The organism is Faecalibacterium faecis (assembly GCF_040096475.1).
In the GTDB taxonomy this organism is placed as follows: domain Bacteria; phylum Bacillota; class Clostridia; order Oscillospirales; family Ruminococcaceae; genus Faecalibacterium; species Faecalibacterium taiwanense.
Genome location: NZ_JBBMEP010000015.1, coordinates 1 through 25,347 on the forward strand (window position 1 = coordinate 1; position 25,347 = coordinate 25,347).

General features: G+C 55.7%; 25 protein-coding genes. 8 read left to right on the top strand and 17 right to left on the bottom strand.

The genetic code is table 11. The features are described from left to right. The first annotated feature begins 467 nt into the window (after nt 1-467). The 5 genes from WMO17_RS08870 (at nt 468) to WMO17_RS08890 (ending at nt 5,769) form a co-directional block, all read left to right on the top strand. Nucleotides 468-1,811 (top strand): MATE family efflux transporter, encoded by a 1,344-nt coding sequence (locus WMO17_RS08870; protein ID WP_349137919.1) that lies wholly within the window; start codon nt 468-470, stop codon nt 1,809-1,811. A gap of 170 nt (nt 1,812-1,981) precedes the next feature. Further along, nucleotides 1,982-2,707: a YkgJ family cysteine cluster protein gene (locus WMO17_RS08875; RefSeq protein ID WP_154261051.1), complete on the top strand. Its 726-nt coding sequence runs from the start codon at nt 1,982-1,984 to the stop codon at nt 2,705-2,707. Nucleotides 2,708-2,896: 189 nt separating this feature from the next. Next, nucleotides 2,897-3,928, top strand: a complete 1,032-nt coding sequence (locus WMO17_RS08880; RefSeq protein WP_154261049.1) for an ABC transporter substrate-binding protein — start codon at nt 2,897-2,899, stop codon at nt 3,926-3,928. Between the two features lie 112 nt (nt 3,929-4,040). After that, nucleotides 4,041-4,982: an ABC transporter permease gene (locus WMO17_RS08885; RefSeq protein ID WP_005939016.1), complete on the top strand. Its 942-nt coding sequence runs from the start codon at nt 4,041-4,043 to the stop codon at nt 4,980-4,982. Further along, on the top strand, nt 4,975-5,769 hold the full coding sequence (locus WMO17_RS08890; protein WP_005939014.1) for an ABC transporter ATP-binding protein: 795 nt from the start codon (nt 4,975-4,977) through the stop codon (nt 5,767-5,769). The genes WMO17_RS08885 and WMO17_RS08890 overlap by 8 nt, the downstream gene beginning before the upstream one ends. A gap of 110 nt (nt 5,770-5,879) precedes the next feature. Here the strand turns inward: WMO17_RS08890 and WMO17_RS08895 are convergent, their stop codons facing one another. From WMO17_RS08895 to WMO17_RS08905, 3 genes are read right to left on the bottom strand one after another with little or no spacing between them, the layout of a single operon-like run. After that, complete coding sequence (locus WMO17_RS08895; RefSeq protein WP_349137920.1) at nt 5,880-6,893, bottom strand: restriction endonuclease; 1,014 nt, start codon at nt 6,891-6,893, stop codon at nt 5,880-5,882. Beyond that, nucleotides 6,791-8,161 carry a 23S rRNA (uracil(1939)-C(5))-methyltransferase RlmD gene (gene rlmD / locus WMO17_RS08900; RefSeq protein ID WP_349137921.1) on the bottom strand — a complete coding sequence of 457 codons (1,371 nt, stop codon included), beginning with the start codon at nt 8,159-8,161 and terminating at the stop codon, nt 6,791-6,793. Before rlmD ends, WMO17_RS08895 begins: the two co-directional genes overlap by 103 nt. Before the next feature lie 12 nt (nt 8,162-8,173). Beyond that, nucleotides 8,174-9,034 (bottom strand): AraC family transcriptional regulator, encoded by an 861-nt coding sequence (locus WMO17_RS08905; RefSeq protein WP_005939008.1) that lies wholly within the window; start codon nt 9,032-9,034, stop codon nt 8,174-8,176. A gap of 230 nt (nt 9,035-9,264) precedes the next feature. Here WMO17_RS08905 and WMO17_RS08910 point away from each other — a divergent pair, with 230 nt between their 5' ends. Continuing rightward, complete coding sequence (locus WMO17_RS08910) at nt 9,265-10,557, top strand: galactokinase (protein WP_349137922.1); 1,293 nt, start codon at nt 9,265-9,267, stop codon at nt 10,555-10,557. A gap of 67 nt (nt 10,558-10,624) precedes the next feature. Here WMO17_RS08910 and WMO17_RS08915 read toward each other — a convergent pair whose 3' ends face one another. From WMO17_RS08915 to rpsF, 11 genes are all read right to left on the bottom strand, one after another. Beyond that, entirely contained in the window at nt 10,625-10,984 is a 360-nt protein-coding gene (locus WMO17_RS08915; RefSeq protein ID WP_337680018.1) for a hypothetical protein, read from the bottom strand. 47 nt (nt 10,985-11,031) lie between these two features. After that, complete coding sequence (locus tag WMO17_RS08920; protein WP_154256146.1) at nt 11,032-11,490, bottom strand: hypothetical protein; 459 nt, start codon at nt 11,488-11,490, stop codon at nt 11,032-11,034. Nucleotides 11,491-11,771: 281 nt separating this feature from the next. After that, nucleotides 11,772-13,235, bottom strand: coding sequence for a 4-alpha-glucanotransferase (malQ, locus tag WMO17_RS08925; protein ID WP_154256145.1), 1,464 nt, complete (start codon nt 13,233-13,235; stop codon nt 11,772-11,774). Nucleotides 13,236-13,250: 15 nt separating this feature from the next. Further along, nucleotides 13,251-14,093, bottom strand: a complete 843-nt coding sequence (locus WMO17_RS08930; protein ID WP_120081444.1) for a carbohydrate ABC transporter permease — start codon at nt 14,091-14,093, stop codon at nt 13,251-13,253. Then, nucleotides 14,093-14,944, bottom strand: a complete 852-nt coding sequence (locus WMO17_RS08935; protein ID WP_349137923.1) for a carbohydrate ABC transporter permease — start codon at nt 14,942-14,944, stop codon at nt 14,093-14,095. The genes WMO17_RS08930 and WMO17_RS08935 overlap by 1 nt, the downstream gene beginning before the upstream one ends. Nucleotides 14,945-15,047: 103 nt before the next feature. Then, on the bottom strand, nt 15,048-16,388 hold the full coding sequence (locus WMO17_RS08940; protein ID WP_349137924.1) for an ABC transporter substrate-binding protein: 1,341 nt from the start codon (nt 16,386-16,388) through the stop codon (nt 15,048-15,050). A gap of 71 nt (nt 16,389-16,459) precedes the next feature. Continuing rightward, nucleotides 16,460-17,467: a LacI family DNA-binding transcriptional regulator gene (locus WMO17_RS08945; protein ID WP_349137925.1), complete on the bottom strand. Its 1,008-nt coding sequence runs from the start codon at nt 17,465-17,467 to the stop codon at nt 16,460-16,462. Nucleotides 17,468-17,821: 354 nt separating this feature from the next. Continuing rightward, entirely contained in the window at nt 17,822-18,538 is a 717-nt protein-coding gene (locus WMO17_RS08950) for a hypothetical protein (protein WP_349137926.1), read from the bottom strand. A 155-nt stretch (nt 18,539-18,693) separates the two neighbouring features. Continuing rightward, on the bottom strand, nt 18,694-18,951 hold the full coding sequence (gene rpsR / locus WMO17_RS08955; RefSeq protein ID WP_015538096.1) for a 30S ribosomal protein S18: 258 nt from the start codon (nt 18,949-18,951) through the stop codon (nt 18,694-18,696). A gap of 46 nt (nt 18,952-18,997) precedes the next feature. Then, complete coding sequence (locus WMO17_RS08960) at nt 18,998-19,480, bottom strand: single-stranded DNA-binding protein (RefSeq protein WP_349137927.1); 483 nt, start codon at nt 19,478-19,480, stop codon at nt 18,998-19,000. 30 nt (nt 19,481-19,510) lie between these two features. After that, entirely contained in the window at nt 19,511-19,795 is a 285-nt protein-coding gene (rpsF, locus tag WMO17_RS08965; RefSeq protein ID WP_005938979.1) for a 30S ribosomal protein S6, read from the bottom strand. A 329-nt stretch (nt 19,796-20,124) separates the two neighbouring features. Here rpsF and WMO17_RS08970 point away from each other — a divergent pair, with 329 nt between their 5' ends. After that, nucleotides 20,125-21,321, top strand: coding sequence for a cation:proton antiporter (locus WMO17_RS08970; protein ID WP_005938977.1), 1,197 nt, complete (start codon nt 20,125-20,127; stop codon nt 21,319-21,321). A 57-nt stretch (nt 21,322-21,378) separates the two neighbouring features. On the opposite strand, the gene WMO17_RS08975 is transcribed toward WMO17_RS08970, so the two are convergent. Further along, entirely contained in the window at nt 21,379-22,254 is an 876-nt protein-coding gene (locus WMO17_RS08975) for a UTP--glucose-1-phosphate uridylyltransferase (RefSeq protein WP_097777715.1), read from the bottom strand. 68 nt (nt 22,255-22,322) lie between these two features. Then, the gene (locus WMO17_RS08980; protein ID WP_082210830.1) at nt 22,323-23,297 is read right to left on the bottom strand and encodes an RING finger protein; all 975 of its coding nucleotides are present in this window, start codon (nt 23,295-23,297) and stop codon (nt 22,323-22,325) included. A gap of 216 nt (nt 23,298-23,513) precedes the next feature. Between WMO17_RS08980 and prfB the strand changes: the two genes are divergently transcribed. Beyond that, the gene (gene prfB / locus WMO17_RS08985; RefSeq protein ID WP_097775423.1) at nt 23,514-24,635 is read left to right on the top strand and encodes a peptide chain release factor 2; all 1,122 of its coding nucleotides are present in this window, start codon (nt 23,514-23,516) and stop codon (nt 24,633-24,635) included. 64 nt (nt 24,636-24,699) lie between these two features. On the opposite strand, the gene WMO17_RS08990 is transcribed toward prfB, so the two are convergent. After that, a complete protein-coding gene (locus tag WMO17_RS08990; protein WP_349137928.1) occupies nt 24,700-25,248 on the bottom strand; it encodes a DUF1836 domain-containing protein in 549 nt (182 codons plus the stop codon). Nucleotides 25,249-25,347 lie beyond the last annotated feature (99 nt).

The following is a 25,347-nucleotide window of genomic DNA, read 5'->3' on the forward strand; positions in this document are numbered from 1 at the left end:
GAACACAGAAGTTAAGCTCACTTGTGCCGAAGATAGTTCGCTGGAAACGGCGCGTGAAAATAGGTAGTCGCCGACTTAAAAAAACGCTTCAGAAGAAATTCTGAGGCGTTTTTCTTTTGTCTTGAAACTGTTTTAGGAGAAAACAGAAAGGGAGGTATGCTTTGAAAATGATGTGAGCATTGAAGATGAAACAGACTGGAAGAGAAGGGCGCAATTTCATGCAGAGTGAAGCGAAAAATTTTATGATGTGTTTGTGCCTTATCTATTGAACAAACAAAAACCTTAAATAAATCATGGCGGCTCGGCTGTGCTGACCTTTTGGCACGACCGGGCCGCTTTATTGTAATAAAACCTTGACTCTTCAGTCGTTGTAGGGTTTACTATCTATAACGGAAAGGAGCTGCCCGGTCTGGCAGTGTAAGCTCTGTACATTCGGCAGAGAAGAGGGAAGCCGGGCAGAAAACATTATGGAAAAAAATCTGACCAGCGGCAGTGTGCTGAAAAGCATTTTGTTTTTTTCACTGCCCTATCTGCTTTCGTACTTTTTGCAGACGCTGTACGGCATGGCGGATCTGTTCATCATCGGGCAGTTTGAAGGTGTGGCCAGCACAACGGCGGTGTCCATTGGCAGTCAGGTGATGCATATGACCACTGTGATGATCGTGGGCCTTGCCATGGGAGCAACGGTTACTATTGGCCGGGCCGTGGGCGCAGAGAACAAACCTCGTGCGGCGCGGCTCATTGGCAACACAGTCACACTGTTTATGGCAGGATCTGTGGTACTGGCAGCTGTGCTGGTAGGGCTTGTGGATCCGATCGTACGCATTGTCTCCACACCGGAGCAGGCCGTGGCGGGCACTCGTACCTACCTGATCATCTGCTTTATCGGCGTTCCATGCATCACGGCGTATAATATCATGGCATCAATCTTCCGCGGGCTGGGCGATTCCAGAAGCCCGATGTACTTTATTGCGGTGGCCTGTGCAAGCAACATTGCGCTGGATTATCTGTTCATGGGCGCGCTGCATCTTGGCCCTGCCGGTGCAGCGCTGGGTACCACTCTTTCTCAGCTGGTCAGCGTGATCATCTCGTTGGTCGTGATCCTGCGCCGTAAGAGCGGCATCCACCTTTCGGGTGCGGACTTCAAGCCGGAACGCAGTGCACTTGGCGAGATTCTTTCCATTGGCATACCGGTGATGATGCAGGACGGCTTTATTCAGGTATCTTTTATGATCATCACCATCATTGCCAACCACCGAGGACTGACCGATGCCGCCGCCGTGGGCATCGTGGAAAAGATCATCAGCTTTTTATTCCTGGTGCCCAGCTCCATGCTGTCCACTGTATCGGCACTGGGCGCGCAGAACATCGGTGCCGGCAAGCACGACCGTGTGGATGCCATTCTGCGCTACGCCATCGGCATTGGCCTGACCTTTGGCCTGGTCGTGGCAGTAGCAGTGCAGTTCATTGCACCGTCGGTGGTGCGGCCCTTCACCTCGGACGAGGCTGTGGTGCTGGCCGGTGCATCTTACATCCGGGGTTATATTTTTGACTGCCTGTTTGCAGGCGTGCAGTTCAGCTTCAGCGGCTATTTCTGCGCCTATGGCAAGTCCGGGCTGTCCTTCCTGCATAACACGCTGTCCATTCTGCTGGTGCGCGTGCCGGGTGCCTACCTCGCATCCAAGTTTTTCCCGCAGACGCTGCTGCCCATGGGTCTTGCTTCGGCCTGCGGTTCGCTGTTCTCCATTCTGGTGTGCGTGATCGCTTACCACTGGCTCAAGCGGCAGCAGAAAGCGGTGCTGCATGGCTGAGCGGGAACCGTTCCAAATCGGTGAGATGGCATAGACGTACCGCCTGAGTGTGGGCGCGCTGCGCCACTATGAGCTGCTGTCAAGCGTACAGCAGCTTTTTTGTTGCACAAAAACCGGCCCTGCGGTACAATAGACCTGTTATTTATTATGCAGGAAAGAAGAGAGAACAGATGCGAGACCACCATATCGACCTGTGCGGCCAGATCGATTTTACCCGTACCGAGGCAATGCCCCTGCTGGCGCGGGATGCACATTTCAGCTTTGCGTGCAATGGCTGCGGCGACTGCTGCCGTGGCAGAGAGGACATTGTACTTTCAGGCTTTGACCTGTGGCGCATTGCAGCCCGGCTGCGCCTGCCGCCGCAGATCGTGGCGCGGGGATATTGCCGGGCCAGCATTGGCACGGTGAGCCATTTGCCGGTGCTGCGTCTGGCCCCGGTGAAGGAGAACCGGAACAACTGTCCCTTCCTTACGGGAGACCACTGCGCCATCCACGATGCCGAACCGCTGGTGTGTGCTCTGTACCCGCTGGCGCAGGAGATCAGCAGGAAAGGACAGGTGAGCTATTTTCTGCAGCCAACCGGCTGCGGCGGGCAGGTGATCGAGGCAAGGGTGGAGGACTATCTTGCTTGTTACGATGTCCCGGCCCGGGAACAGACCGATGTGCGCTGGGCGCAGACCTGCATGACACTGGAAGACACGGTGGAACAGCTGGGTGCGCAGCTCAGCCCGGTGCTGGTGCGCCGGATGCAGGACAAGCTCTGGCAGGCGCTGTATTTTGGCTACGACTATGCCGCACCGTTCTTGCCGCAGCTGGAGAAAAACCTGCACTGGCTGGATGCTGAATTTGCAAAACTGACAGAATATCAGCAAAAGCGGAATAACGCATCAAAATAATCGATCAATATATTTGATGCAATCGATAATAAAGGCCGTTTTAGGGCAAAAGTGAGTTGTTTTACCGTGAAATGTGTGATATACTTCACGAGTGTAAAGCGAGACTGTACGAGCCTTGCATACAAAACATAGCTTTTCGGTGCGGTACCTGTAGGCCGCACACGCAAAGAGATAGAGGAGATAAACATTATGCGTAAAATCACTCGTCGTTCGTTTCTGGCTGCTGCCGCTGCCTGCGGCGCAGCTGCTGCCCTGACTGCCTGCGGCGGTTCTTCTGCATCTTCTGCAGCTGCTTCTTCCGCTGCGCCTGCATCCTCGGCTGCTGCTTCTGCTGCAGCCGATGGCCAGAAGTTCACGATCGGCATCTGCCAGTTGGTGCAGCATGCCGCTCTGGATGCCGCTACGCAGGGCTTTGAGGATGCTCTGACTGCTTCCTTCGGCGAGAACGTCACCTTCGATTTCCAGAATGCACAGGGCGATTCCGCTACCTGCGCTACCATCACCAACGGCTTCGTTTCCTCTGGTGTGGATCTGATCATGGCCAATGCTACGCCCGCTCTGCAGGCTGCACAATCTGCTACCGACAGCATTCCGGTGCTGGGCACCTCTGTTACCGAGTACGGTGTGGCTCTGGGCCTGACCGATTTCGACGGCACCGTGGGTGGCAACATTTCCGGCACCTCTGATTTGGCCCCGCTGGATCAGCAGGCTGAGATGATCGTGGAGTGGATGCCGGAGGCCAAGAAGGTTGGCCTGCTGTACTGCTCTGCTGAGGCAAACAGCCAGTATCAGGTGGATGAGGTCCAGAAGTATCTGGAGGAAAAGGGTGTCACCGCTACCCAGTACGCTTTCTCTGATTCCAACGACCTGTCCTCTGTCTGCCAGAAGGCTGCCGACGAGAACGACGCACTGTATGTGCCCACCGATAACACTGTTGCTGCAAACACCGGCATTGTGGACGGCATCTGCCGCCCGGCCAAGAAGCCCGTGTTCGCTGGCGAAGAGGGCATCTGCGCCGGCTGCGGCGTGGCTACCCTTTCCATCAGCTACTACGATCTGGGCTACACCACTGGTGAGATGGCAGTGAAGATCCTGAACGGCGAGGCTGATGTCTCCACCATGCCCATCGAGTACACCGATGTGACCAAGAAGTACAACAAGACGATCTGCGACGATCTGGGCCTGACCGTTCCCGACGGCTACGAGGAGATCGAGGGCTAAAATACTCCGGGAAACCAAACAGAAAATCAGCGGAGAAGGGTAAAAAGTGCTCTTCTCCGCTTTCCCGTATCAAACGGGAAGTAAAAAAGTGTAACGTTTAGGAGGAATTGTTTTGGAAATCATTGCAAGACTGGCAAACCTGCCGGGCGCTTTGCCGGGTGCCTGTGCACAGGGCCTTATCTGGGGTATCATGGCCATTGGCGTGTACCTGACCTACCGTATTCTGGATGTGGCCGATCTGACCGTGGACGGCTCCTTTGGCACCGGCGGTGCAGTGTGCGTCATGTGCCTGCTGTCCGGCCAGAACGTCTGGGTCTCCCTGCTCATGGCGCTGCTGGCAGGCCTGCTGTCCGGCCTCGTCACCGGTGTCCTGCACACATTTATGGGCATTCCGGCCATCCTTGCCGGCATCCTGACCCAGCTTTCGCTGTATTCCATTAACCTCAAAATCATGGGCAAGGCCAATCAGGCCATCAACGTGGACAAGTACAACCTGCTGATCTCCCTGCGCTGGGTCAAGGAGTTTGCTCTCCACAACCCTATCGTTATGATCATCATTGTCACAGCGGTGCTGATCGGCATTCTGTACTGGTTCTTCGGCACCGAGCTGGGCTGTGCCATCCGTGCCACCGGCTCTAACCCCGCCATGTCCCGTGCGCAGGGCATCAACACCAACTTCAATATCGTGCTGGGCCTGGCTGTGTCCAACGGTCTGGTGGCGCTGTCTGGCGCTCTGCTGAGCCAGTATCAGGGCTTTGCAGATGTCGGCATGGGCCGTGGCGCGATCGTCATTGGTCTGGCTGCTGTCATCATTGGCGAGGCTCTGTTCAGCCGCATCTTCCACAACTTTGCACTCAAGATGGTTTCTGTCTCTCTGGGTGCCATCATCTACTACATTGTCATCCAGCTGGTGCTGACTCTGGGTTTCGATGCCAACCTGCTCAAGCTGCTGAGCGCTTCTGTGGTGGCTGTTTTCCTTGCCGTGCCGTACTGGAAGGGCAAGTACTTCTCGAAGCCGGTGAAGAAGGCAAAGGAGGATGCAAAAAATGCTTGAGATCCAGAATGTTTCCAAGACCTTTAACGCTGGCACGGTCAACCAGAAAACTGCCCTGAACGGCCTGAACCTGAAGCTGAACGAGGGCGATTTCGTTACCGTGATCGGCGGCAACGGTGCAGGCAAATCCACCATGCTGAACGCAGTTGCCGGTGTGTGGCCGGTGGACGAAGGCAAGATCATTATTGACGGTGTGGATGTGACCCGCCTGAGCGAGCATCAGCGTGCCGCTTACATCGGCCGCGTGTTTCAGGACCCCATGACCGGCACTGCTGCCACCATGCAGATCGAAGAGAACCTTGCCCTGGCTGCACGCCGCGGCAAGCCCCGCACCCTGCGCATTGGCATTACCAAGGCAGAGCGCGAGCAGTACCGTGAACTGCTCAAGACGCTGGATCTGGGTCTGGAAGACCGCCTGACGGCCCGTGTGGGCCTGCTTTCCGGCGGCCAGCGTCAGGCACTGACCCTGCTGATGGCTACCATGAACAAGCCCAAGCTCCTGCTGCTGGACGAGCACACCGCTGCGCTGGACCCCAAGACCGCGCTCAAGGTGCTGACCCTCTCGGCCAAAATCGTGGAGGAAAACCATCTCACCACCATGATGATCACCCACAACATGAAGGATGCCATTAAGTATGGCAACCGCCTGATCATGATGTACGAAGGCCATATCATCTATGATGTTTCCGGTGAGGAAAAGAAGAACCTGCACGTCTCCGACCTGCTGGCAAAGTTCCAGATCGCCAGCGGCGGCGAGTTTGCAAATGACCGCATGATTCTGTCCTGATAAATTACAAGGTTAAAATGCAAAGCGCCTGTCCCGGAAAAAACCGGGACGGGCGCTTTTTATGTATGTTTACCAATTCAAGAGCAAGGCACAATCATCAATCTTTTTTGTCAATCGGGGAAATAATCGCTGTCGATACGTTTGATATAATAGGTCTTCTCAACGGATACACCAATACTGTATTCGATCATCAAAGTGGTCAGTTTTTGCCCGTCTACAAGAATGATATGCTGTGCATTGGCAAAATCTTTAGCACCTTGAGAAAATTTGGCTGTTGTAATGAATAGCCCTTTCTCAATCTTCGGCGGTCCCATCATAGCTCCAGCAAATTTTTGTAATTCCGGTTTCCCAATCGTAGTGCTGGGATCCCAGCGTTTTGCCTGAATATAAATCAAGTTAAATCCAAGTTTGTCCTCATGAATGATGCCGTCAACACCGCCGTCTCCGCTGTATTTTGTAACAAAACCATCGCCATAATCCATGGCTTTCATTAAATCAACAACCAACTGTTCAAAGAATGCCGGAGACTGCTGCATAACCTCGGAAAGTAAATCATCTGCAAGCTGCTCGTTGATGAGGGAATAAGTGCGCTCCAGAGTTTCCTGCGGAGTATCTGACACAGTTGAAGAAGGCGTTCCGTCCAAAGCAGAAGGAGCTGCTATAGAAACCCCACTTACAAATGCAGAGAAGGCAGGATACCTGTTCTTGAGAAGATCATTTGTAATTTGAACACCACTTGCTAATAGGTTCAGGCCTTCTTTCGTAATAATATAGATGCCGCGTCGTGGAGAATCAATCAAACCTGCCTTTTTTAGATAAGTTTTTGCCCAGTTGACGCGATTATCAAAGGTTGGCTGGCGTTGGCTTGGAAGCCGCTCGGCAAGTTCTTCTGTGGTTAATTGAAGCTTTTGAGAGATGATTTTCTTTACATCTTTTGAAGAATGCGGGGCACCGTCCTGAATTGCAAAGAGGAACAGCGAGTAAAGTTCATTATATTTTGGAATAGCCATTTTTTCAAACCTCACACCTTGGAAAGGCTCAGCACACATTCGCAATGCCGTGTTCTTGGAAACAGATCCACCGGCTGCACCTTCTCTGCGTGATATCCATTTTGTTCCAGCCATGCAGCATCTCTTGCGGCGGTGGCGGGGTTGCAGCTGACGTAGACCACCCGGCGGGGAGACATGCGCACGACAGCGGAAAGGGTGGCTTCGTCGCAGCCCTTGCGGGGAGGGTCCAGCATTACGATGTCCGGGTGAAGGCCCTCAGCAGCAAGGCGGGTGGCGGCCTGACCGGCATCTGCGCAGAAAAATCGGCTCTTTGCGGCCACATCTGCACCCATGCGGGCAGCGTTAGCCTTGGCACTTTCAATGGCTTCCGGTACGATCTCCACACCGATCAGCTCACGGCAGTGCGCTGCCATGGAAAGACCAATGGTGCCCATGCCGCAGTAGAGGTCCAGCAGCAGGTCGTCCGGGGTAAGCTGAGCATACTGGGCGGCAATGCCGTAAAGCTGCTCGGCAGCAAGGGTATTGACCTGATAGAAGGAAAGCGGGCCAAGCTGCACCGGAACACCGCACAGGGTGTCTTCAATATACCCCTGCCCATACAGGGTGTGGGTCTCGGTGCCAAGGATCACGTTGGTGTTTTTAGCATTTACGTTCAGCAGGATCGTGGTGATCTCTGCAAATTGAGCTTTCAGCCGGGTGCAAAGCTCTTCAGCGGAGGGCAGCTTGGCACGGGTGCAGACAAGGCAGACCATGATCTGGCCACTGTGAGCGCCGCGCCGCAGAAAGATATGACGCACAAGGCCCCTGTCGGTCTCCTCGCTGTACGGCTGGATGCCCTTTTCTGCAAAAAAAGCGCACAATGCGTTGCCAATCTCATTCAGCACACCGGGCTGCAGGCGACAGTCCGGGCAGGGGACGATGCGGTGGGTGCGCCCGGCGTAGAAGCCGATACAGGGCTTACCGCTTTTGTCCACGCCCACCGGGAACTGCACCTTATTGCGGTAGCGGTTCACTTCCGGCGAACCCACAATGGGCAGCACAGGCACATCCAATCCTCCGATGCGGGCAAAGGCATCTGCAACATTCTCCTGCTTGGCGCGCAGCTCGGCAGCATAGTCCAGATGCCGCAGGCTGCAGCCGCCGCAGGGGCCTGCCACGGCACAATCCACCGGGATACGGTCCGGCGAAGGAGTGAGCACCTCGTCCAGAATACCGAAGGCGTAGCGCTTGCAGTCCTTAACGATGCGCACCCGGGCTTCGTCGCCGGGGGCGGCACCGGGAATAAACACGGTCTCACCGTCTGGGCTGTGTGCTACGCCGCTGCCATCGCTGGAAAGACGCTCTACGCGCAGGGTGAGAACTTGATTTTTCTGTAAGGGCATGAAGGGTCTCCTTTACTGGTGGTCAGGGCCGTCGGCGGGAGCATCAGCCTGCGCCGCAAAATACTTGCTGGGCGGCACGCCCTTGGCGCGCTTGAATACCCGCGAGAAATAGAACTGGTCAAAGAAGCCTACCGACACCGCGACCTCGGCAATGGAAAGGTTGCCTGCACGCAGCAGCTTGCAGGCTTCGTTGATGCGGTATTCGGTAAGATAATCGATGGGGCTTTTGCCTACGTTCAGCATGAACACGCGGTACAGGTGACTGCGGGAGACACCTACGCTTTTTGCCACATCATCAATGGAAATATCGTGTGAATAATTGAACTGGATGTACTTGATGGCGTTGAGCACATACTGGCTGGAAGAGGAAGCCGTGTGCGGTTTGCCAGCGCTGGTCTCCTTCATCAGAGAAGCGATGAAGAGATAAAGGTAGCCCACCATGGCGGCTTCATCCTGCGGCTGCAGCCCGCGGGAGGAATAAATGTTGGCCAGAGCAGCACGCATCCCATCGGGGTCGTGGGTGTGATGCACCGGCGAGTCGTCGGTGAAGGGGAGCTGCGCGGCCAGTTTGTGGGCACACGCACCGTTGAAGCCTACCCAGCTGTACTCCCAAGGCTGCTGCTCATCGGCAGTATACCGGATCAGCTGGCTTGGCCGGGCAAAAAACAGCTGACCCTGGCTCACTTCCCAGGTGCGTCCGCCCACCTCGAATACGCCCTTGCCGGAAAGTACCAGATGAATCAGGTAATGGTCGCGGATACCCGGCCCCCATGTTTGGCCCGGAGCACAGCGTTCGATGCCGCAATTGAAGATGGAAAGCTCAATATTATTGGTATAATTTTGTTTGAAGGATTGCTTATATACATCTGCCATAGCCGCGTTTCCTCCGCTCTGTCACGTTGCGGGCAGCTTTGTGCCCGATCTTTGGTATAGTATACCACACATCTGCCCGCAAATTCAACAAAAGTACATCTTATTCTTTGAACTGGGTGCCAAAATTCGCGTTTTTTCGGCGTTGGAAATTGAAAAAAGCGGTTGGATGCATTACAATAGACGTAACATACCCATCTATCCCAAAGCAGCATATTGAGGGAGGAATCGTTATGGCAAACAGTGCGCAGCTCCGAAATGAGATCGCGGCGGGCAAATGGGACGATAAGCTCCGGGCACTGTATGGCGATGCGACGCAGGAAATCTGTCGGCAGCGGGCACGCTACTGTGCTGCGCTGGAACAGTTTGAGCTGTACTTTGGGCCGGGCAGGCAGGTGCAGGTTTATTCGGCACCGGGCCGCGCAGAGCTGGGCGGCAACCACACCGACCACCAGCACGGTTATGGCCTTGCGGCGGCTGTCACGCTGGATCTTGTGGCCGTGGCTGCGCACAATACAGACGGCTACGTGCGGGTCAAATCCCGCGGGTTCAACAAGCTGGATGTGATCGACCTGACCGTGGAGGGGCCGCAGGAAGGGGAGAGCACCCACTCGGCCAGCCTGATCCGCGGCATTGCCGAGGGCTTCCGCGCGGCAGGCAAAGCGGTGGGCGGCTTTGATGCATACACAGCCAGTGATGTGCTGCGCGGCAGCGGCCTTTCCAGTTCTGCTGCCTTTGAAATGGGCATGGCTGCCATCTGGAACGGAGAATATGGCTGCGGTCTGGCCCCGGCGGAGCTGGCAAAGATCTGTCAGTATGCGGAGAATACCTATTTTGGCAAGCCCAGCGGCCTGCTGGATCAGCTGACCAGCGCAGTGGGCGGCATTATCTTTGCGGATTTTGCAGACCCCCAGCAGCCGGTTCTGGAAAAGATCCACGCCGACGGCCTGCTGCCGCCGGGCATGAGCCTTTGCGTTACCGATACGCGCGACAGCCACAGCGAATTGACCGGTGAGTTTGCAGCCATCCGGCAGGAGATGGAGCAGATCGCAGCGTTTCTTGGCAAAAAGGTGCTGGGACAGGTTACGGAGAGCGCATTCTGGGCAGCACTGCCTGCGCTGCGCAAAGCCTGCGGCGACCGCGCGGTGCTGCGCGCCATCCACTATTTTGAAGAGAACGCTCGCACCCTTGCCCAGAGGGACGCGCTGCAGGCCGGGCAGTTTGCTGCCTTTGCAGCGCTGGTGCTGGAAAGCGGACGCGCATCCTTTGCGCTATGCCAGAATGTCTACTGCAGCACCGATGTGCGGCATCAGGGGCTTTCGGTGGCACTGGCGCTGAGCCAGAGTATCCTGCAGGGCAGCACGGGAGCCTGGCGGATGCAGGGCGGCGGCTTTGCAGGCACCATTCAGGCGTATGTTCCCCAGAGCCTGCTGGAACGCTATCACAGCGAGATCGAGCGGGTATTCGGCAAGGGCAGCTGCTACATTCTGCGTCTGCGGGAGCAGGGGGCAGTGAAAGTGATCTGAAAACAAAAACGCATCTGCAAGATTTTGCAGATGCGTTTTTTGCTATGCTTTATACTGCTGGGAAGGTTCAGAAAACCGGTTTCGGGCCGGGAGCGGACTGAGCCTGCTCTTTCTCTTTTTCCCGGCGCTGCTGATCCGAGATATACTGCACCATGTCCCGCTCCTCGTGGGAAAAATGGAACAGGTCTGCGATGGTATCGTAGGCGCTTACCACGAAGTTGAAGCCTGTCTTTACCACATTGAACAGCAGCATGGGCACAAAGGTGAAAGAAAGTGAGATCAATCCGCCGCTAAAGAAAAGATCGTCCAGACGCAGATTGCTGAAGAAAAGATCCAGCGCATCGCCCAGCGGCCCGCCGCCGGAAATACTGCGCAGCTCTTCTTCGGAAACAGAAATGTATGAATGCGGCATCTGAAGGTTTTTCATGGAGAAAGCTCCTTTCTGACAAGATCGTTCCGGGAATGGGGTCAAACTCAGGCGGCAGCGGTTTCCTCGGCCTGAGCGGCATCAAAGCTCGGCATGGGGTTCACGATCTGATCGTAGATGCTTGTAACGGTACGAATGACGTTCATGACCTGCGAATAGACATAGACACCGGCCAGACCGGCAACGCCCACAGAAGCGATACGGCTCCAGGTGTTCATCTTATCCCAGGTGTGATAGAAGGTGCCGGACAGGCTCAGACCATTCGACAGACCGGACTGCACACGGCCTGCGATGTACCGGAAGGAATAGTTGCTCATCAACACGAACAGGTTGATCGCTGCATTCTGGCAGAATGTAGCAAACTGATCGGTGTTGAAATAAATATCGTGATTAAAGGCTGAGCCAAGGTAGATGGACTGACCGCCATCCAGATAGGTCATTTCTTCTTCGGAGATAACGGCATAGGAAGCCGGTAAAAGCATGGTATTCTGATTGGGATGATCCATGGTGGAAGAACTCCTTTCCGTAGTGGAATCTGCACAAAGGCAGACAATAATACTATCTGAATTGTAACATAACTGTGTCCAAATAACAAGAGCAGAGATGTGCAAAATCATGATACATTTGTGAATAAACTGTTACGGAAAGACGGTGAAATCACGAATATCAGCCCAAAAATGCGCAATATGTCCAGAATCTGGTCCTGAAAAAATGTTCTGTAGAAAAAGCAAAAGCGCCTGCACATTCCGGGTGCAGGCGCTTTTATGGGGAGAAAATGATCGGGGAATTACTGTGCCCGTTCGTAGAGCACGGTCAGCTGCGCAATGTGCCCGGCCAGTGCTTCCGGCAGGGGACAGGTGAGCCGCCACTGCCAGTTGGAGCCTTGGGTGCTGGGAGTGTTGATGCGGGCCTCACTGCCCAGATGCAGCCAGTCCGCCAGAGGGATCACAGCGGTATCCGATACACTGGCAAGGCAGGCACAGATCATGGCCTCGGTCAGCTCTTCCGGCTGGCAGCGCAGGTAGCGGCAGGCATAGGCCACATCCTCGGCACTGGCGTTGGTACGCCAGCCTTCGGTGGTCACATTGTCGTGGGTGCCGGTGTACACCACGCTGTTGCGGTGGTAGGTGTGGGGCAGGTAATTGCCGGATTCCCGGCTGTCAAAGGCAAACTGCATGATCTTCATGCCCGGGTAGCCGCTGGCAGAAAGCATGGCCTTGACCTCCGGGGTCAGGTAGCCAAGATCCTCGGCAATGATGCCGCCCTCGCCAAGGTTTTCGTGCATGGCGTTGATAAAATCGCGGTCAGGGCCTTTTTCCCAGTGGCCGCCCGTCGCCGTTTTGTTCCCGGCGGGAATGGAGTAATAGCTCTCGAAGCCGCGGAAGTGGTCGATGCGCACCACATCGTAAATGGAGGTGGCGTGCTTCATGCGCTGCTTCCACCACGCAAAGCCGGTGGCTTTGTGCGTGGGCCAGTCATACAGGGGGTTGCCCCACAGCTGGCCGTCTGCTGCAAAGGCGTCCGGCGGGCATCCGGCCACCTGGGTCAGATGCATTTCTCCGTCGGTCTGGAACAGCTCCGGGTGGGTCCACAGATCGCTGGAATCCGGGCTGACATAGATGGGAATATCGCCCACCAGACGGACGCCCTTGCCGTTGGCGTAAGCCTTCAGGGCGTTCCACTGGGTGTAGAAGAAGAATTGCACCGCCTTGTAGTAATCCACCGCACCGGCGAGACGCTGTTTTGCGGCAGCAATGGCTTCCGGTTTGCGGCAGCGCAGGTCATCCGGCCAGTCGGCAAGGCCGGCCTGCCCCTGTTCGGCCTTGACAGCCATAAACAGGGCGTAATCCTCCAGCCAGAAGCTCTGCGCCTCGCAGAAGGCTTCATAGGAGGGGGAGGGGGCTGCCAGCAGGCGGTCGGCTGCCTTTTTCAGGATCACAGGCCGCTCGTTGTACAGTGCGCCGTAGTCGATGGGGCCTACAGGCCGTGCGGCGGGCACTTCATCGGCCGTCAGCAGACCGACGTCGGCCAGCAGGCGGTAGTCAATGAAGTAGGGGTTACCGGCAAAGGCGGAAAAGCTCTGATAAGGGCTGTCGCCGTAGCCGGTGGGGCCGATGGGCAGGATCTGCCAGTAGGTCTGCTTTGCATCGGCCAGAAAATCCACGAATGCAAAGGCCTCTTTTCCCAGCGTACCGATGCCAAAAGGCCCCGGCAGACTGAAAACGGGCATCAGAATGCCGCTTGCACGCATAGTGTGCGCACCTCCTTAGCCCTTGACAGCACCTGCCACAACGCCCTCAATGATGTACTTCTGGCAGGTCATGTACAGGATGATGATGGGGATAATGGCAATGATGATGCAGGCCATCATGGGAGCCAGCTCCACACGGCCGTAGCCGCCGCGGAAGTACTGGATGGCCATGGGAATGGTGCGGTATTTCTTGATGTCCAGCACCAGAGTGGGCAGCAGGTAGTCATTCCACACCCACATGGTCTCGAGGATGGCGGTGGAGATCATGGTAGGCTTGAGGATGGGGAATACGACCTTGAAGAAGATCTGAATGGGGTTGCAGCCGTCGATCATGGCCGCTTCCTCAATTTCCATGGGCACGCTCTTCATGAAGCCGGTGAACATGAACACGGCCAGACCGGCACCGAAGCCCAGATAGATGATGCAGATGTTCCACGGGGTGTTCAGATTGAGCTGGTCAGCGGTCTTGGACAGGGTGAACATGACCATCTGGAAGGGCACGACCATGGAGAACACGATCAGCAGGTTCATGAACTTGCTCAGCTTATTGTTCACGCGGGTGAGGTACCAACCGGTCATGGAGCAGCACAGCAGGATCAGCGCCACACTGGTAACGGTGATGACAAGGCTGTAGCCAAGGCTGGAAAGGAAGCCCATCTTGGTGACACCGTAAACGTAGTTGCTCAGGCCCGCAAAGGTCTCGGCGGTGGGCAGCTTGAACACGGTGGAGGTGGTAAAGCTGCCCTCGACCTTCAAGCTGTTCAGCAGGATCAGCACGATGGGGTAGATCCACAGCAGACTCAGCAGCGTCATGATGACGGTGAGGATGTTATCCCACATTTTTTTCTGTTTAGGCATTACTGCTGCACCTCCTTGGAACGGGTAAAGTGGAGCTGGATCAGAGAAATGACCACGACGATCAGGAAGAACACCACAGCCTTCGCCTGACCAATGCCCTTCCACTGGGCACCGGAACGGCCATAGAAGGTGTTGTAGATGTTCAGGGCCAGCATTTCACTGGCGTTGGCGGGTTCGCCTGCGGTCAGGGCAACGTTCTGGTCGAACAGCTTGAAGCTGTTGGTCAGGGTCAGGAAGGTGCAGATGGTCACGCTGGGCATGACCATGGGAATTTTGATCTTGAACAGGATCTCGCGGTCGTTGGCACCGTCGATCTTGGCGGCTTCGATCAGGTCGCCGGGCACGCTCTGCAGGCCGGCAACGTAAATGATCATCATGTAGCCGATCTGCTGCCAGCACATCAGGATGACCAGACCGACGAAACCGGCCTTGGCATCCAGCGCCAGCAGAGGTCTCTGCAGGTTGGCCAGTACACCGTTGAGCAGAATCTGCCAGATGTAGCCCAGCAGGATGCCGCCGATCAGGTTGGGCATGAAGTAGACGGTACGGAAGATGTTGGTGCCGCGGATGCCGCGGGTGAGCACCAGCGCAATGGCAAAGGCGCAGACGTTGATGAGCACGGTGGATACTACAGTGAACACTGCGGTAAAGCCGAAGGCGTGCAGGAAGGTGGAATCCTGAAATACGCTGATGTAGTTCTGGATGCCCACAAAGGTGGTCTTGCTAACAGTAGTGAACCGCTGGAACGAAAGGTAAATGCCCCAGATAAAGGGCCAGATAAAGCCGATGATGAACGCGAGCAGCGTGGGCAGCACGAACACCGGCCAATATTTGCTGATGGCTTTTTGCATGATGTACCTCCTATATGCGGAGTGGTTAACAAAAAAGGGGAGGCGGGGCGAACTTCTTCGCCCGCCTCCCTGTTCAGTTCTTTTTTATGGACCAATCAGGAGCTTAGCCGTTTGCCAGCTTGTATTCCTTAGCCCAGCCATCGACGAAGGCGGTCACAACGCCGTCCCAGTCGCCGGTGCCTGCTGCGTAAGCGGTCAGAGCGGAACCAACGCCGTTCTTCCACTCTTCAGAAGGCATGGTGGAGAAGCACCAGTCAACACTGGTCTTGCCCTCAGCAACGTAGTCGTTTGCAATGGCAATCAGAGGATTGGTGGAGTCCTTAGCCTTCTTGAAGGGGATGACGAAGCCCATCTTGTCAGCCATCGCGCTGGTGCCGGCCTCAGAGGTGACACACCAGTACAGGAAGTCCAGAGTAGCCTGAATATCGGCATCAGAAGAGTTGTTGTTCACGCACCAGAAGTTCTCGGAACCGGTGCACAGGCCCTGATTCTCCTCGCCATCCACGCCGATGTAGATGGGCAGCATACCCAGATTGTCGTCGCCCAGATCCTTCACGTCATTGTAAGCCCAGGTGCCGTTCTGGTAGAACACAGCCTTCTTGCCCACGAATTCCGCCACAGCGTCGTCGCCGGTCTTGGAAGCCAGCAGCTTGGGATCGCAGGTGGAATCGGTGATGTACAGATCCCAAATCTGCTTGTAGTTGTCCAGATAGGTGCCCTTGATGGCATCGGTGGAGCCGATGCCGTCTGCCTTGTACTCGTAGTAGATGGGCAGGTTTGCCAGATGGGTCTTGAAGCGCCAGTCAGAAGAACCGTCCATGCCAGCGGAGGTGAAAGCACCGTCCACACCCAGCTCAGCCTTGCGTGCCTGAATATCGTCAGCGACCTTCTTCAGATCAGCAAAGCCCTTGATATCGTCCTGCGTGTAGCCGGCGGCGCTCAGCAGTTCCTTGTTGTAGATGATGCCGTAGGTCTCGATGACATATGCAATGCTGGTAACAGCGTCGCCGTCCTTCAGTGCGAAGGAATCGCTGGTCAGCTCACCGTACAGCTGGCTGCCGGACAGATCGTAGCAGTAATCCTTCCAGTTTGCCAGACCCACGGGGCCGTTCACCTGGAACAGGGTGGGAGCTTCGCTCTTTTCCATCTCGCTCATCAGGGTGGTCTCGTACTGGCCGGAAGCGGCGGTGACAACGGTCACAGGCACGCCGGTCTCCTTGGTGTACTCAGCGGCCAGATCCTGCCAATCCTGATCCTGCTCGGGCTTGAAGTTCAGGTAGTAGACCTTGCCGTCTGCCTTTGCAGCGGTGCTGGAAGCAGCGGTAGAACCGGCAGCAGAGGAAGCGGTGCTGCTGGAGGAGCCGCCGCAGGCAGCCAGACCCAGAGCAGCGGCGGAAACGCCAGCGGCCTTCAGGAAGTTACGACGAGTGATCATTTTCTTCATAATAAGTTCTCCTTCTTATTAAAAATAAACTATTTCAAAATCTCCGTCCCCTGACGGAGGGAAAACAAAATTTAAATCGCCCTTACGCTTTCGCCCTGCTGCAACTCCGGCTGCAAGGTGATGGTCTGGGCCGGTGCACCGTGCTCGATCTGCCGCACCAGCAACTCAATGCTCTGCAGCGAGATCTGTTCACTGGGTTGCACAACGGTAGTCAGAACAGGCACACAGTAACGGGACATCGTGATGCCGTCAAAGCCGATCACCGAAACATCCTCCGGCACCCGCAGCCCGGCGCTCGCCAGCGCGCGGATGGCACCTAAGGCAATCACATCGCTCATGGCGAACAGGGCGGTGAAGTCGGCCCGGCGGGCCAGCAGGCTGTTCACGGCGTGATAGGCAGACTCAAAATCGTAGTTGGACAGGCCGTACAGCTTGTCGCTGAACAGGATGCCCGCATCCTGCATCGCCTGCTGTGCACCCTCGCGGCGCATCACGCTGGGATAACTGGTGACCGGACCACCCAGCACTGCGATCTTACGATGCCCTTGCTGGATGAGGTAGTCCACAGCAGTGTAGGCTGCAGCGCGGTCATCCACGCCCACCATGGAAAGATTGGGAAAGTCCAGCTCGTCGGAGACCAGTGTGGTCAGCACCGAGGGGACTGTGATGTTGGCAAAGCCTTTTTTGAAGTTGGCTACGCTGCCGCCCAGAAAGATCATACCTTTGGGCTTGATCTCCCGCAGGATATTTTCGGCGGCATCGATCTCGTTGGCGTTTTCATCCAAATAGGAAACGATGCCATTGTAGCCATACAGGGTGGCGGCCCGCTGCAGCTGGACTAAGAAGTCCGAGAAGAAGAGATTGCGGGTGCCTTTGACCACGAACACCAGACTGCGGGACTGCTGGATCTTCAGCTGTCGTGCATTGGTGTTGGGCACGAACCCGGCCTCCCGCATTACCTTGAGTACATGCTCCTTGGTCTCGGGCCGGACATCGGGCCGGTCGTTGATGACACGAGAAATGGTGCTTACCGAGCAGCCGCTGATCCGGGCAATGTCCTTAATGGTCAGATTCGGCATTTTGTCGGAGTACCTCACTTTCGGTAATAGATTCGGGAACGTTGTCGGGAACGTTTTCGGTGACTATAGTATGGCATAATTTGTATAAAAAATCAATAACCCAAAAGTGTTTTCGTGAAAATTGCATAGCATTCTGAGCTGCTTTTGTGCAGATTGAATTGCGTGCGAATCAAAATGTGCCGACAGTTCCGCAAATTCCCGGTACAAATCAGAAACAACCGGTAAAACCGTACCAATTTGTAACTTTTCAACATAGAGCAGTGGTTTTATAAAAGGAGAAAGAAAAAAACAATGCCCGGCAGATAACACAGCCTGCCGGGCATTGCATGGTTTTGAAATGGTTTATCCGCTTTTTCAAAAATACGGGTGCTGATAGGGTTCGGGTTCCGGGCCGCAGTACAGGCCAAACGCATCGCAGATCCAGTAGCTGCCGTCCTCCATGGGCACGCGGCACCACTGGTGGCTGTACTGGTTCTCGTTCACATGCTCATATGGGATGCCCAGAATGTCCAGACACAGAGCGGTGGCCCGGGCACACCCGGCACAGGATGCTGTGCGCAGTACAAAATAACCGTAGGGGTCGTTGTAATGGTTGGCTTCCATAGAGTAAGCCATGGAGCCATCATCCACCACCGCACGCAGGGCAGAGGCAATGCCGTAAAGCTGGTTTTCCCGGCTCATGAGCGCCAGCGGTGTGACCACCTTCAGCGCTTCTTGATATGCCTGCGCAAACTCCTCATCGGTGCATTTGCGCTTGAGAGACTTGTAGTGGGCCAGCTTGTTGATGGCCACCGGCGACCAGACGGAAGAAAACTGCGCTTCGGTCAAAGAAAGCTCGTCATCACCGGCAATGCCGTCCGCAGAAGGCTTGCGGCCTTCGTCAATGCCGTGATCCAGATAATGACGCAGCAGTGCACCCTCGTCATTGCCGCATACGGCCGCAACATCCGGATACTGTGCAGCGTAGTATGCTGCATCAAAGGTAGAAAGCGCAGCAGCGGAAAGACCGGTCTGTGTGGCCAGTAGCACACCGGCTGTCAGCGCCGCAAGTCTAAGATACCGTTTTTTCATGACAAAAACCTCCTCAAAAAAGAATAAAACGCCTCCTGAACTCAGTATAGCACATCCGGGCCGGAGGGAAAAGACAAAAAAGCGCTCCCACCTTGTCATCGGTGAGAGCGCTTTGCTGATTGCTGATTATTTTGATTGAGTTGATTCTTTAAAGATTAGTCACTGACGTAGGGCATCAGAGCAACGTGACGAGCACGCTTGATGGCGATGGTCAGTGCGCGCTGATGATAAGCGCAGGTGCCGGTCACACGGCGGGGAATGATCTTTGCACGCTCAGAGACGTACTTACGCAGACGGGGCACGTCCTTGTAATCGATGGTGTCGATACGATCGACACAGAAGCTGCAAACCTTCTTGCGGCCGCGACGCATGGGGCGTGCGGGGCGAGAGCCTTCGGTTCTTTCAAAAGCCATTGCTTATTACCTCCTATTGGATTTTTAACGGATTGACCGTTTCGTGTCAGAACGGCAGATCGTCGCTGTCGTCGATGACGGCGAAGTCGTCTGCATTGCCGGCAGAGTAGCTGGGAGCTGCCTCCACAGCGGCCGGGCGGGCAGGCGCTGCGTTCTGGTAGGCGGGAGCAGAATTATTCTGATAATTTGCTCCGCCGCCTGCATTGCTGTTTTTGGGGCCTGCAAAGTTGATATTGTTGGCTACCACTTCCACAGCGGTGCGGTTGTTGCCGTTCTTATCCTGATACTGGCGGGTCTGAAGACTGCCTTCAATGGCGATCAGACTGCCCTTTTGGAAATACTTGCAAACAAACTCGGCCTGCTGACGCCATGCAACGATATCGATGAAATCGGCCTGACGCTGCTCACCCTGACGCGCAAAATTGCGGTCACAGGCAATGCGGAAGCTGCACACATTGGTACCCTGCGGGGTGGTGCGCAGTTCGGGATCCGCCACAAGACGGCCCATGATGGCAACAACATTCAACATTTTACGGTCTCCCTTTCTGTCACAGAAGAATTACTCCTCGTGAGCAATGATCAGGCTGCGCATAACACCTTCAGTGATCTTGTACACACGGTCCAGCTCAGCAGGGAAGCTGGGCTCGCTGGTGAAGTCGATCACAGTGTAGACGCCTTCCTCCTCGTCGTTGATGGGGTAGGCCAGACGGCGCTTGCCCCACTCGTCGATGGAATCGATCGTACCGTTAGCCTCGATCAGGGACTTGAACTTACCAACCAGAGCGGCGGTAGCCTCCTCGTCGAGAGCGGCGCTGGTAATCAGCATGGTTTCGTACTTTGCCATTTTGTAGCACCTCCTTTTGGACTTAAGGGTCCTGCAATCACAGGACCAAGGGTACACACAAAACGCGGCATCGCATTTTGTGTGCGGCGTGTCTGTTCAGACAGCAATTTATTATAGCAAGCTGTGTGGATTCTGTCAAGCTTTTTCCGAAAAAAGATATAATAAAAAATATTTTGATTTTTTTGTGAAAGAGGAATATAATATAGTAGCTTTCAGAGGATGAACGGCAGGGCAGCCGGGGAACGGCCGTCTCTCTGCTCTCTGTTATCCGTCTTCGGAAGGAATGTATATATGGCTCTGGGAATTTTATAGTAAAGGAAGGATTCTTTGTGTATTCGGTTTTCCGTAACCTGGCAATCATCATCCTCAGCGCAAAGTTCTTTGGCCTGGTGGCCCGCAAGTGCAAGGCCCCGCAGGTGGTGGGTGAGATCCTTGCCGGTTTGATCATCGGCCCCTGTGTGCTGAATCTGGTGCAGACCAGTGATGCCATCTCCACCTTTGCAGAGATCGGCGTGGTGATGCTGATGTTCACCACCGGCCTTGGCACCAACCTCAAGGAGCTGATCAAAGCCGGCCCCATCGCCACCCTGGTCGCCTGCGTGGGCGTAGCCGTTCCGCTGGTGGGCGGCACCCTGCTGTACAGTGCGTTCTACGGCTTCTCTGCCGTGGGCAGCCCTGAGTTCTACCGTGCCCTGTTCATCGGCACCATCATGACGGCCACCAGCGTGTCCATTACGGTGGCAACCCTGCAGGAGCTGGGCCACCTGAAGAGCTTTCTCGGCACCACCATCGTCAGTGCCGCCGTCATTGATGATGTCATCGGCATCGTAGTCCTCACCTGCGTACTGGGCGCAAGCTCCGGCACCGGCACGGGTCTGGGCAAGGTGCTCATTAATACGGTGCTGTTCTTTGCCACTGCCGTGGGCGTGGGCGTTGTGGCTCACTTTGCTATGACATGGCTGGACAAGCGCAATCCCCACACCCAGCGCATCACCATCGTGAGCATGGCGTTCTGCTTTGCCATGGCCTACATCGCCGAGGAATACTTCGGCATTGCAGATATCACCGGTGCCTATATCGCCGGTATCGTTCTGTGCACCATGGACGATGCCCCCTATGTGGAGCGCCGCGTGGATATCAGCAATTATATCATTTTTGCACCCATCTTCTTTGCATCCATCGGCTTGAAGACCGACATCAGCGGCCTGACGCCGGAAATCTTCCTGTTCTGCGTCTGCTTCGTCATTGTAGCACTTATCACCAAGATCATCGGCTGCGGCCTTGCGGCCAAGATCTGCCGCTTCAACTGGGGCGACTCCCTCAAGATCGGCGTTGGCATGATGACCCGCGGCGAGGTGGCACTGATCGTGGCCCAGAAGGGCCTGGATGTCGGCGTGGTGGACTCGGTCTACTTTACCGCTGTGATCCTGCTGATCGTGGTGTCCAGTGTGGCAACGCCGCTGGTGCTGAAGGCACTCTTTACCAAGATGCCGCCGCAGAAGCACCCCAGTCAGGTAAATGGGTAAACAATAAAAAAGATCCTCCGACAGGTCTGCCGGAGGATCTTTTATTTTCAGGATAAGTTACAGTGTCTTGCAGAACTCCTTCAGGTAAGCGCGGAATTCTTCGCCGATCTCCGGATGCTGCAGGGCCAGCTCCACCTGAGCTTCCACCACCTTGAGCTTGTTGCCCATGTCGTAGTGCTTGCCGGTGAACTCTACGGCCGTCATGCCGCCGCGGGTGCGGGCATACTCGGCCATGGCATCGGTCAGCTGGATCTCGCCGCCTGCGCCGGGCTTGGTGTGGGCAAGGATATCGTAGATCTCCGGGGTCAGCAGCACGCGTCCCAGAATGGAGTAGTTGCTGAACTCCTGTCCCTTCTTGGGCTTCTCGATCATGTCGTCCACAAAGAAATAGTTGTCGTGGATGGGGGTGGTCTTCAGGCTGCAGTACCGGCTCACATCTTCCCATGGCACTGCGGAAACGCCTGCCGCCGGGCGGCCGAACTCCTCGTAGGCGCGGATCAGCTGAGCACACACCGGGTCCTCGCCCCAGATCACGTCGTCACCATAGATCACCACGAAGGGATCATCGCCGGTGAAGGCCTTGGCGGTGTTCACAGCATGGCCCAGACCCAGCGTTTGCTTCTGGCGCACAAAGAGGATGTTTGCCATGTTGGCAATGCCCAGACATTCCTCCAGCGCCTTTTCCTTGCCGGGCTTTGCCAGCTTTTCTTCCAGCTCAGGGCTGCGGTCAAAGTGATCCTCGATGATGCTCTGGTTGCGGCCCAGAATGATGAGGATATCGGTGATGCCGGAACGCACAGCTTCTTCCACCAGATACTGGATGGCAGGCTTGTCCACAATGGGCAGCATACCCTTGGGCATGGCTTTGGTGGCGGGCAGCACGCGGGTGCCAAGACCGGCAGCAGGGATGACAGCTTTTGTGACTTTCTTCATCATGATCCATATTCTCCTATTACTATTTTGAAATCTGCAATGCCAGCCTTTGCGGGCGGCATTGCAGATCAGAGCATCCCGGCCAAAGCGTCCAGATTCGGACCCATGAGCACGGTAGCGCAGGCACCCAGCACCATCAGCAGTACAAAGGCACCGATCACACCGGCGATGCTCACGCCGCCCTGCGCAGACAGGACCGCACGGCGCTGGGCAGCGTCCGGGAACTCAGCACGGATGCGGCGGATGCGCTCGGCTGCGCTTTTGCGGTACAGCCACTTGGCGTACAGGGTGCGCAGCATCACCAGCGCAAAGCTGAACACCGTCATAATGCGGGAAAGCACGACAATGGCAGTGCTGCTGATGCCCGCAGTGAGCGGACTGCCGGTGGCCTGCATCATGCTCAGCAGGGTGGGCAGGGCCACCACCAGCTCTGCGGCCAGAAAACCAAAGGCCGGCTTCCACGCCTTGCGGTAGAAGAAATAGAACGGGCCGAACACCAGCGCCGAGAAGCACATGGAAATTTTGGTGTGCTGCAGCTGCATCCGGCTGTAATCGTTCAGGTAGACGGGCGCGGCCTTGCCAATATAATCGTTCCAGTCGCTGTAAGGGATGCCGTCGATCAGCTCTTCCTTGCCAAAGGCCGCCTGCACGTTGCGGCGGGTGGGCTCCTCCACCGTCTGCTGATACTGGCGGTAAAGGTCGTTGTAATCAAAGCGTCCGTCTGCGTCGGTGCCGGGCTGGCTTTGGGTGGGCGGCTCCGGGCACTGGCTCTCCGGCGGAAGAACGGCACCGCAGCAGCGGCAGCGCTCTTCGGTGCGCAGGGTGCGCTCACCGCAGCTGGGGCAGGTGCGCAGAGCATCGTCTTTGTACGGGAACGTCCATTCATAGCCCGCGCCATGGGCGGGGGTGTGGATGCAGCGGCCAAGCTTTTCGTAGCACTCGCGGTGATAGGGTGCGCCGCAGTCCGGGCAGACCACGATATCATCGGTCAGCGCCAGCGGTCTGCCGCAGCCTTCACAGGGACAGCCATAATATTTCGGCATGATTTCCTCCTGTTGTATGGTTCATACTGGTATTATACTCCCCTGAAAGAGAAAAGAAAAGGTGAAAATCTTCAAAATTCCAGCAGGATAATCCATTTACCCCTTTACTTTAGCATAGATTCTCGGTATACTAATGAAGTATCTGTGTATAAACTGTGTCTTTTGGCAAGTACAAAGGACTTTATCTTATTTATCATTTCGAGAGGGATTTAGAGAATGATCACGATTGACGAACTGAAGGTGCAGCTTGCCGATTACGGCAAGGCGGTCAAGGACTTGGAAGAAGCCCTTGCCATTGATGCCTCCCGCAAGCGCGTGCAGGAACTGGAGCACACCATGAGCCGCCCCGGCTTTTATGATGATGCAGACCTGAGCAAGAAGGTCTTTGACGAAGTGGGCGACCTGAAGGGCAAGCTGAGCCGCTTTGAAAAGCTGCAGGGCCTGTACGATGACGCCGAGACCATGCTGGAAATGCTGGATGAAGAATACGACCCCGCCATGATCCCCGAAGCAGAGGAGTCTGTGAACGCTGTGGGCAAGGCAGTGGATGAGCTGCAGCTGATGACCATGCTGAACGGTGAGTACGACCACAGCAACGCCATCCTGACCTTCCATGCCGGTACCGGCGGCACCGAGGCACAGGACTGGGCCGAAATGCTGTACCGCATGTACAACAAGTGGGCTTCCAACCACGGCATGACCGTGGAGGTTCTGGATTATCAGGACGGTGATGAAGCCGGCATGAAGAGCGCCTCCATGATGGTGAAGGGAGCCAACGCCTACGGCCTGCTCAAGAGCGAGAACGGTGTGCACCGTCTGGTGCGCGTGTCGCCCTTTGATGCCAACGCCCGCCGTCAGACCAGCTTTGCTTCGCTGGAAGTGATGCCCGAGCTGGACAACACCATTCAGGTGGATATCCGCCCCGAGGATATTGAGATGCAGGTGTACCGTTCCTCCGGTGCAGGCGGCCAGCACATCAACAAGACCTCTTCCGCTGTGCGTCTGATCCACAAGCCCACCGGCGTCGTGGTCAGCTGCCAGACCCAGCGCAGCCAGTTCCAGAACCGTGACTACGCCATGGAAATGCTGAAGGCAAAGCTGTATCAGATCGCAAAGCAGCAGCACATGGATAAGATCGACGACATCAAGGGCGTGCAGAACGAGATCGCATGGGGTCATCAGATCCGCAGCTATGTGTTCATGCCCTACACCATGGTCAAGGATCACCGCACCAACTACGAGACCGGCAATGTGGATGCCGTGATGGACGGCGATCTGGACGGTTTCATCTTCGCATACCTCAAGGCCGCAAGCCGCGGGGAGCTGCAGGATACCTGATCTTGAACGTATAAAATGCAAAGGCCGTGCTTCCTTTTATGGAGGCACGGCCTTTTTTGTGTTCTTACGCCAGATCGGGCAGAATGGTATCCCAGAGTTTTTCCTCCTGCCGCAGGGCGTTGAAGCAGCAGTCCAAGTACATTTTGTTTGCCGCTGCAAGGATCGTGCTGCGCAGAAGCAGCTTTTCATCTGCGGCATCCACGGCAAGGTCGCGGATCTCCCTGGTGCAGCCGAATACAAACGGCAGGCAGTTTTCCATCTCGTCGCAGAAGTAGTCGTAAGCTGCCCCGGCGGAACAGTGCGCCCGCTGCATTTTAAACAGGGCATCGATGTTTTCCATTGAGAGCACCGTTTTGGAGACTGCAATGTACATCAGGGATGCGATCTGATCGCGGGCGTACTTCTTGCGCACCGGGTGGGACAAAATGCCCTTTTTAACGTAGTTGCTGACCATGGAAGAGGTGAGCTCCACGCCGCAGAAGGTGCGGAAATAGCTGTTGACGTACTGCACGGTCTGGTCAAGATAAAGCCCCATCTGCGGGAGATCGGCGTACCGGGGCAGGGCAAACCCGGCGGCGCAGGCCGCAACGCGGCATTTGGTTTCAGTTTTCATATCGTAAGCAGTTTTCTAAGGTTGGTGCAGCAGGGCTGCGCGGGATACAGAAAATGGTTTTCTGGCGGTATTATAGCGCAAATCGGTTCTCTGGTCAAC

Coding starts and splice junctions, on each gene's coding strand:
- WMO17_RS08870 (WP_349137919.1), top strand. CDS start 468: ATGGAAAAAAATCTGACCAGCGGCAGTGTGCTGAAAAGCATTTTGTTT.
- WMO17_RS08875 (WP_154261051.1), top strand. CDS start 1,982: ATGCGAGACCACCATATCGACCTGTGCGGCCAGATCGATTTTACCCGT.
- WMO17_RS08880 (WP_154261049.1), top strand. CDS start 2,897: ATGCGTAAAATCACTCGTCGTTCGTTTCTGGCTGCTGCCGCTGCCTGC.
- WMO17_RS08890 (WP_005939014.1), top strand. CDS start 4,975: ATGCTTGAGATCCAGAATGTTTCCAAGACCTTTAACGCTGGCACGGTC.
- WMO17_RS08895 (WP_349137920.1), bottom strand. CDS start 6,893: ATGGCTGGAACAAAATGGATATCACGCAGAGAAGGTGCAGCCGGTGGA.
- rlmD (WP_349137921.1), bottom strand. CDS start 8,161: ATGCCCTTACAGAAAAATCAAGTTCTCACCCTGCGCGTAGAGCGTCTT.
- WMO17_RS08905 (WP_005939008.1), bottom strand. CDS start 9,034: ATGGCAGATGTATATAAGCAATCCTTCAAACAAAATTATACCAATAAT.
- WMO17_RS08910 (WP_349137922.1), top strand. CDS start 9,265: ATGGCAAACAGTGCGCAGCTCCGAAATGAGATCGCGGCGGGCAAATGG.
- WMO17_RS08915 (WP_337680018.1), bottom strand. CDS start 10,984: ATGAAAAACCTTCAGATGCCGCATTCATACATTTCTGTTTCCGAAGAA.
- WMO17_RS08920 (WP_154256146.1), bottom strand. CDS start 11,490: ATGGATCATCCCAATCAGAATACCATGCTTTTACCGGCTTCCTATGCC.
- malQ (WP_154256145.1), bottom strand. CDS start 13,235: ATGCGTGCAAGCGGCATTCTGATGCCCGTTTTCAGTCTGCCGGGGCCT.
- WMO17_RS08930 (WP_120081444.1), bottom strand. CDS start 14,093: ATGCCTAAACAGAAAAAAATGTGGGATAACATCCTCACCGTCATCATG.
- WMO17_RS08935 (WP_349137923.1), bottom strand. CDS start 14,944: ATGCAAAAAGCCATCAGCAAATATTGGCCGGTGTTCGTGCTGCCCACG.
- WMO17_RS08940 (WP_349137924.1), bottom strand. CDS start 16,388: ATGAAGAAAATGATCACTCGTCGTAACTTCCTGAAGGCCGCTGGCGTT.
- WMO17_RS08945 (WP_349137925.1), bottom strand. CDS start 17,467: ATGCCGAATCTGACCATTAAGGACATTGCCCGGATCAGCGGCTGCTCG.
- WMO17_RS08950 (WP_349137926.1), bottom strand. CDS start 18,538: ATGAAAAAACGGTATCTTAGACTTGCGGCGCTGACAGCCGGTGTGCTA.
- rpsR (WP_015538096.1), bottom strand. CDS start 18,951: ATGGCTTTTGAAAGAACCGAAGGCTCTCGCCCCGCACGCCCCATGCGT.
- WMO17_RS08960 (WP_349137927.1), bottom strand. CDS start 19,480: ATGTTGAATGTTGTTGCCATCATGGGCCGTCTTGTGGCGGATCCCGAA.
- rpsF (WP_005938979.1), bottom strand. CDS start 19,795: ATGGCAAAGTACGAAACCATGCTGATTACCAGCGCCGCTCTCGACGAG.
- WMO17_RS08975 (WP_097777715.1), bottom strand. CDS start 22,254: ATGAAGAAAGTCACAAAAGCTGTCATCCCTGCTGCCGGTCTTGGCACC.
- WMO17_RS08980 (WP_082210830.1), bottom strand. CDS start 23,297: ATGCCGAAATATTATGGCTGTCCCTGTGAAGGCTGCGGCAGACCGCTG.
- prfB (WP_097775423.1), top strand. CDS start 23,514: ATGATCACGATTGACGAACTGAAGGTGCAGCTTGCCGATTACGGCAAG.
- WMO17_RS08990 (WP_349137928.1), bottom strand. CDS start 25,248: ATGAAAACTGAAACCAAATGCCGCGTTGCGGCCTGCGCCGCCGGGTTT.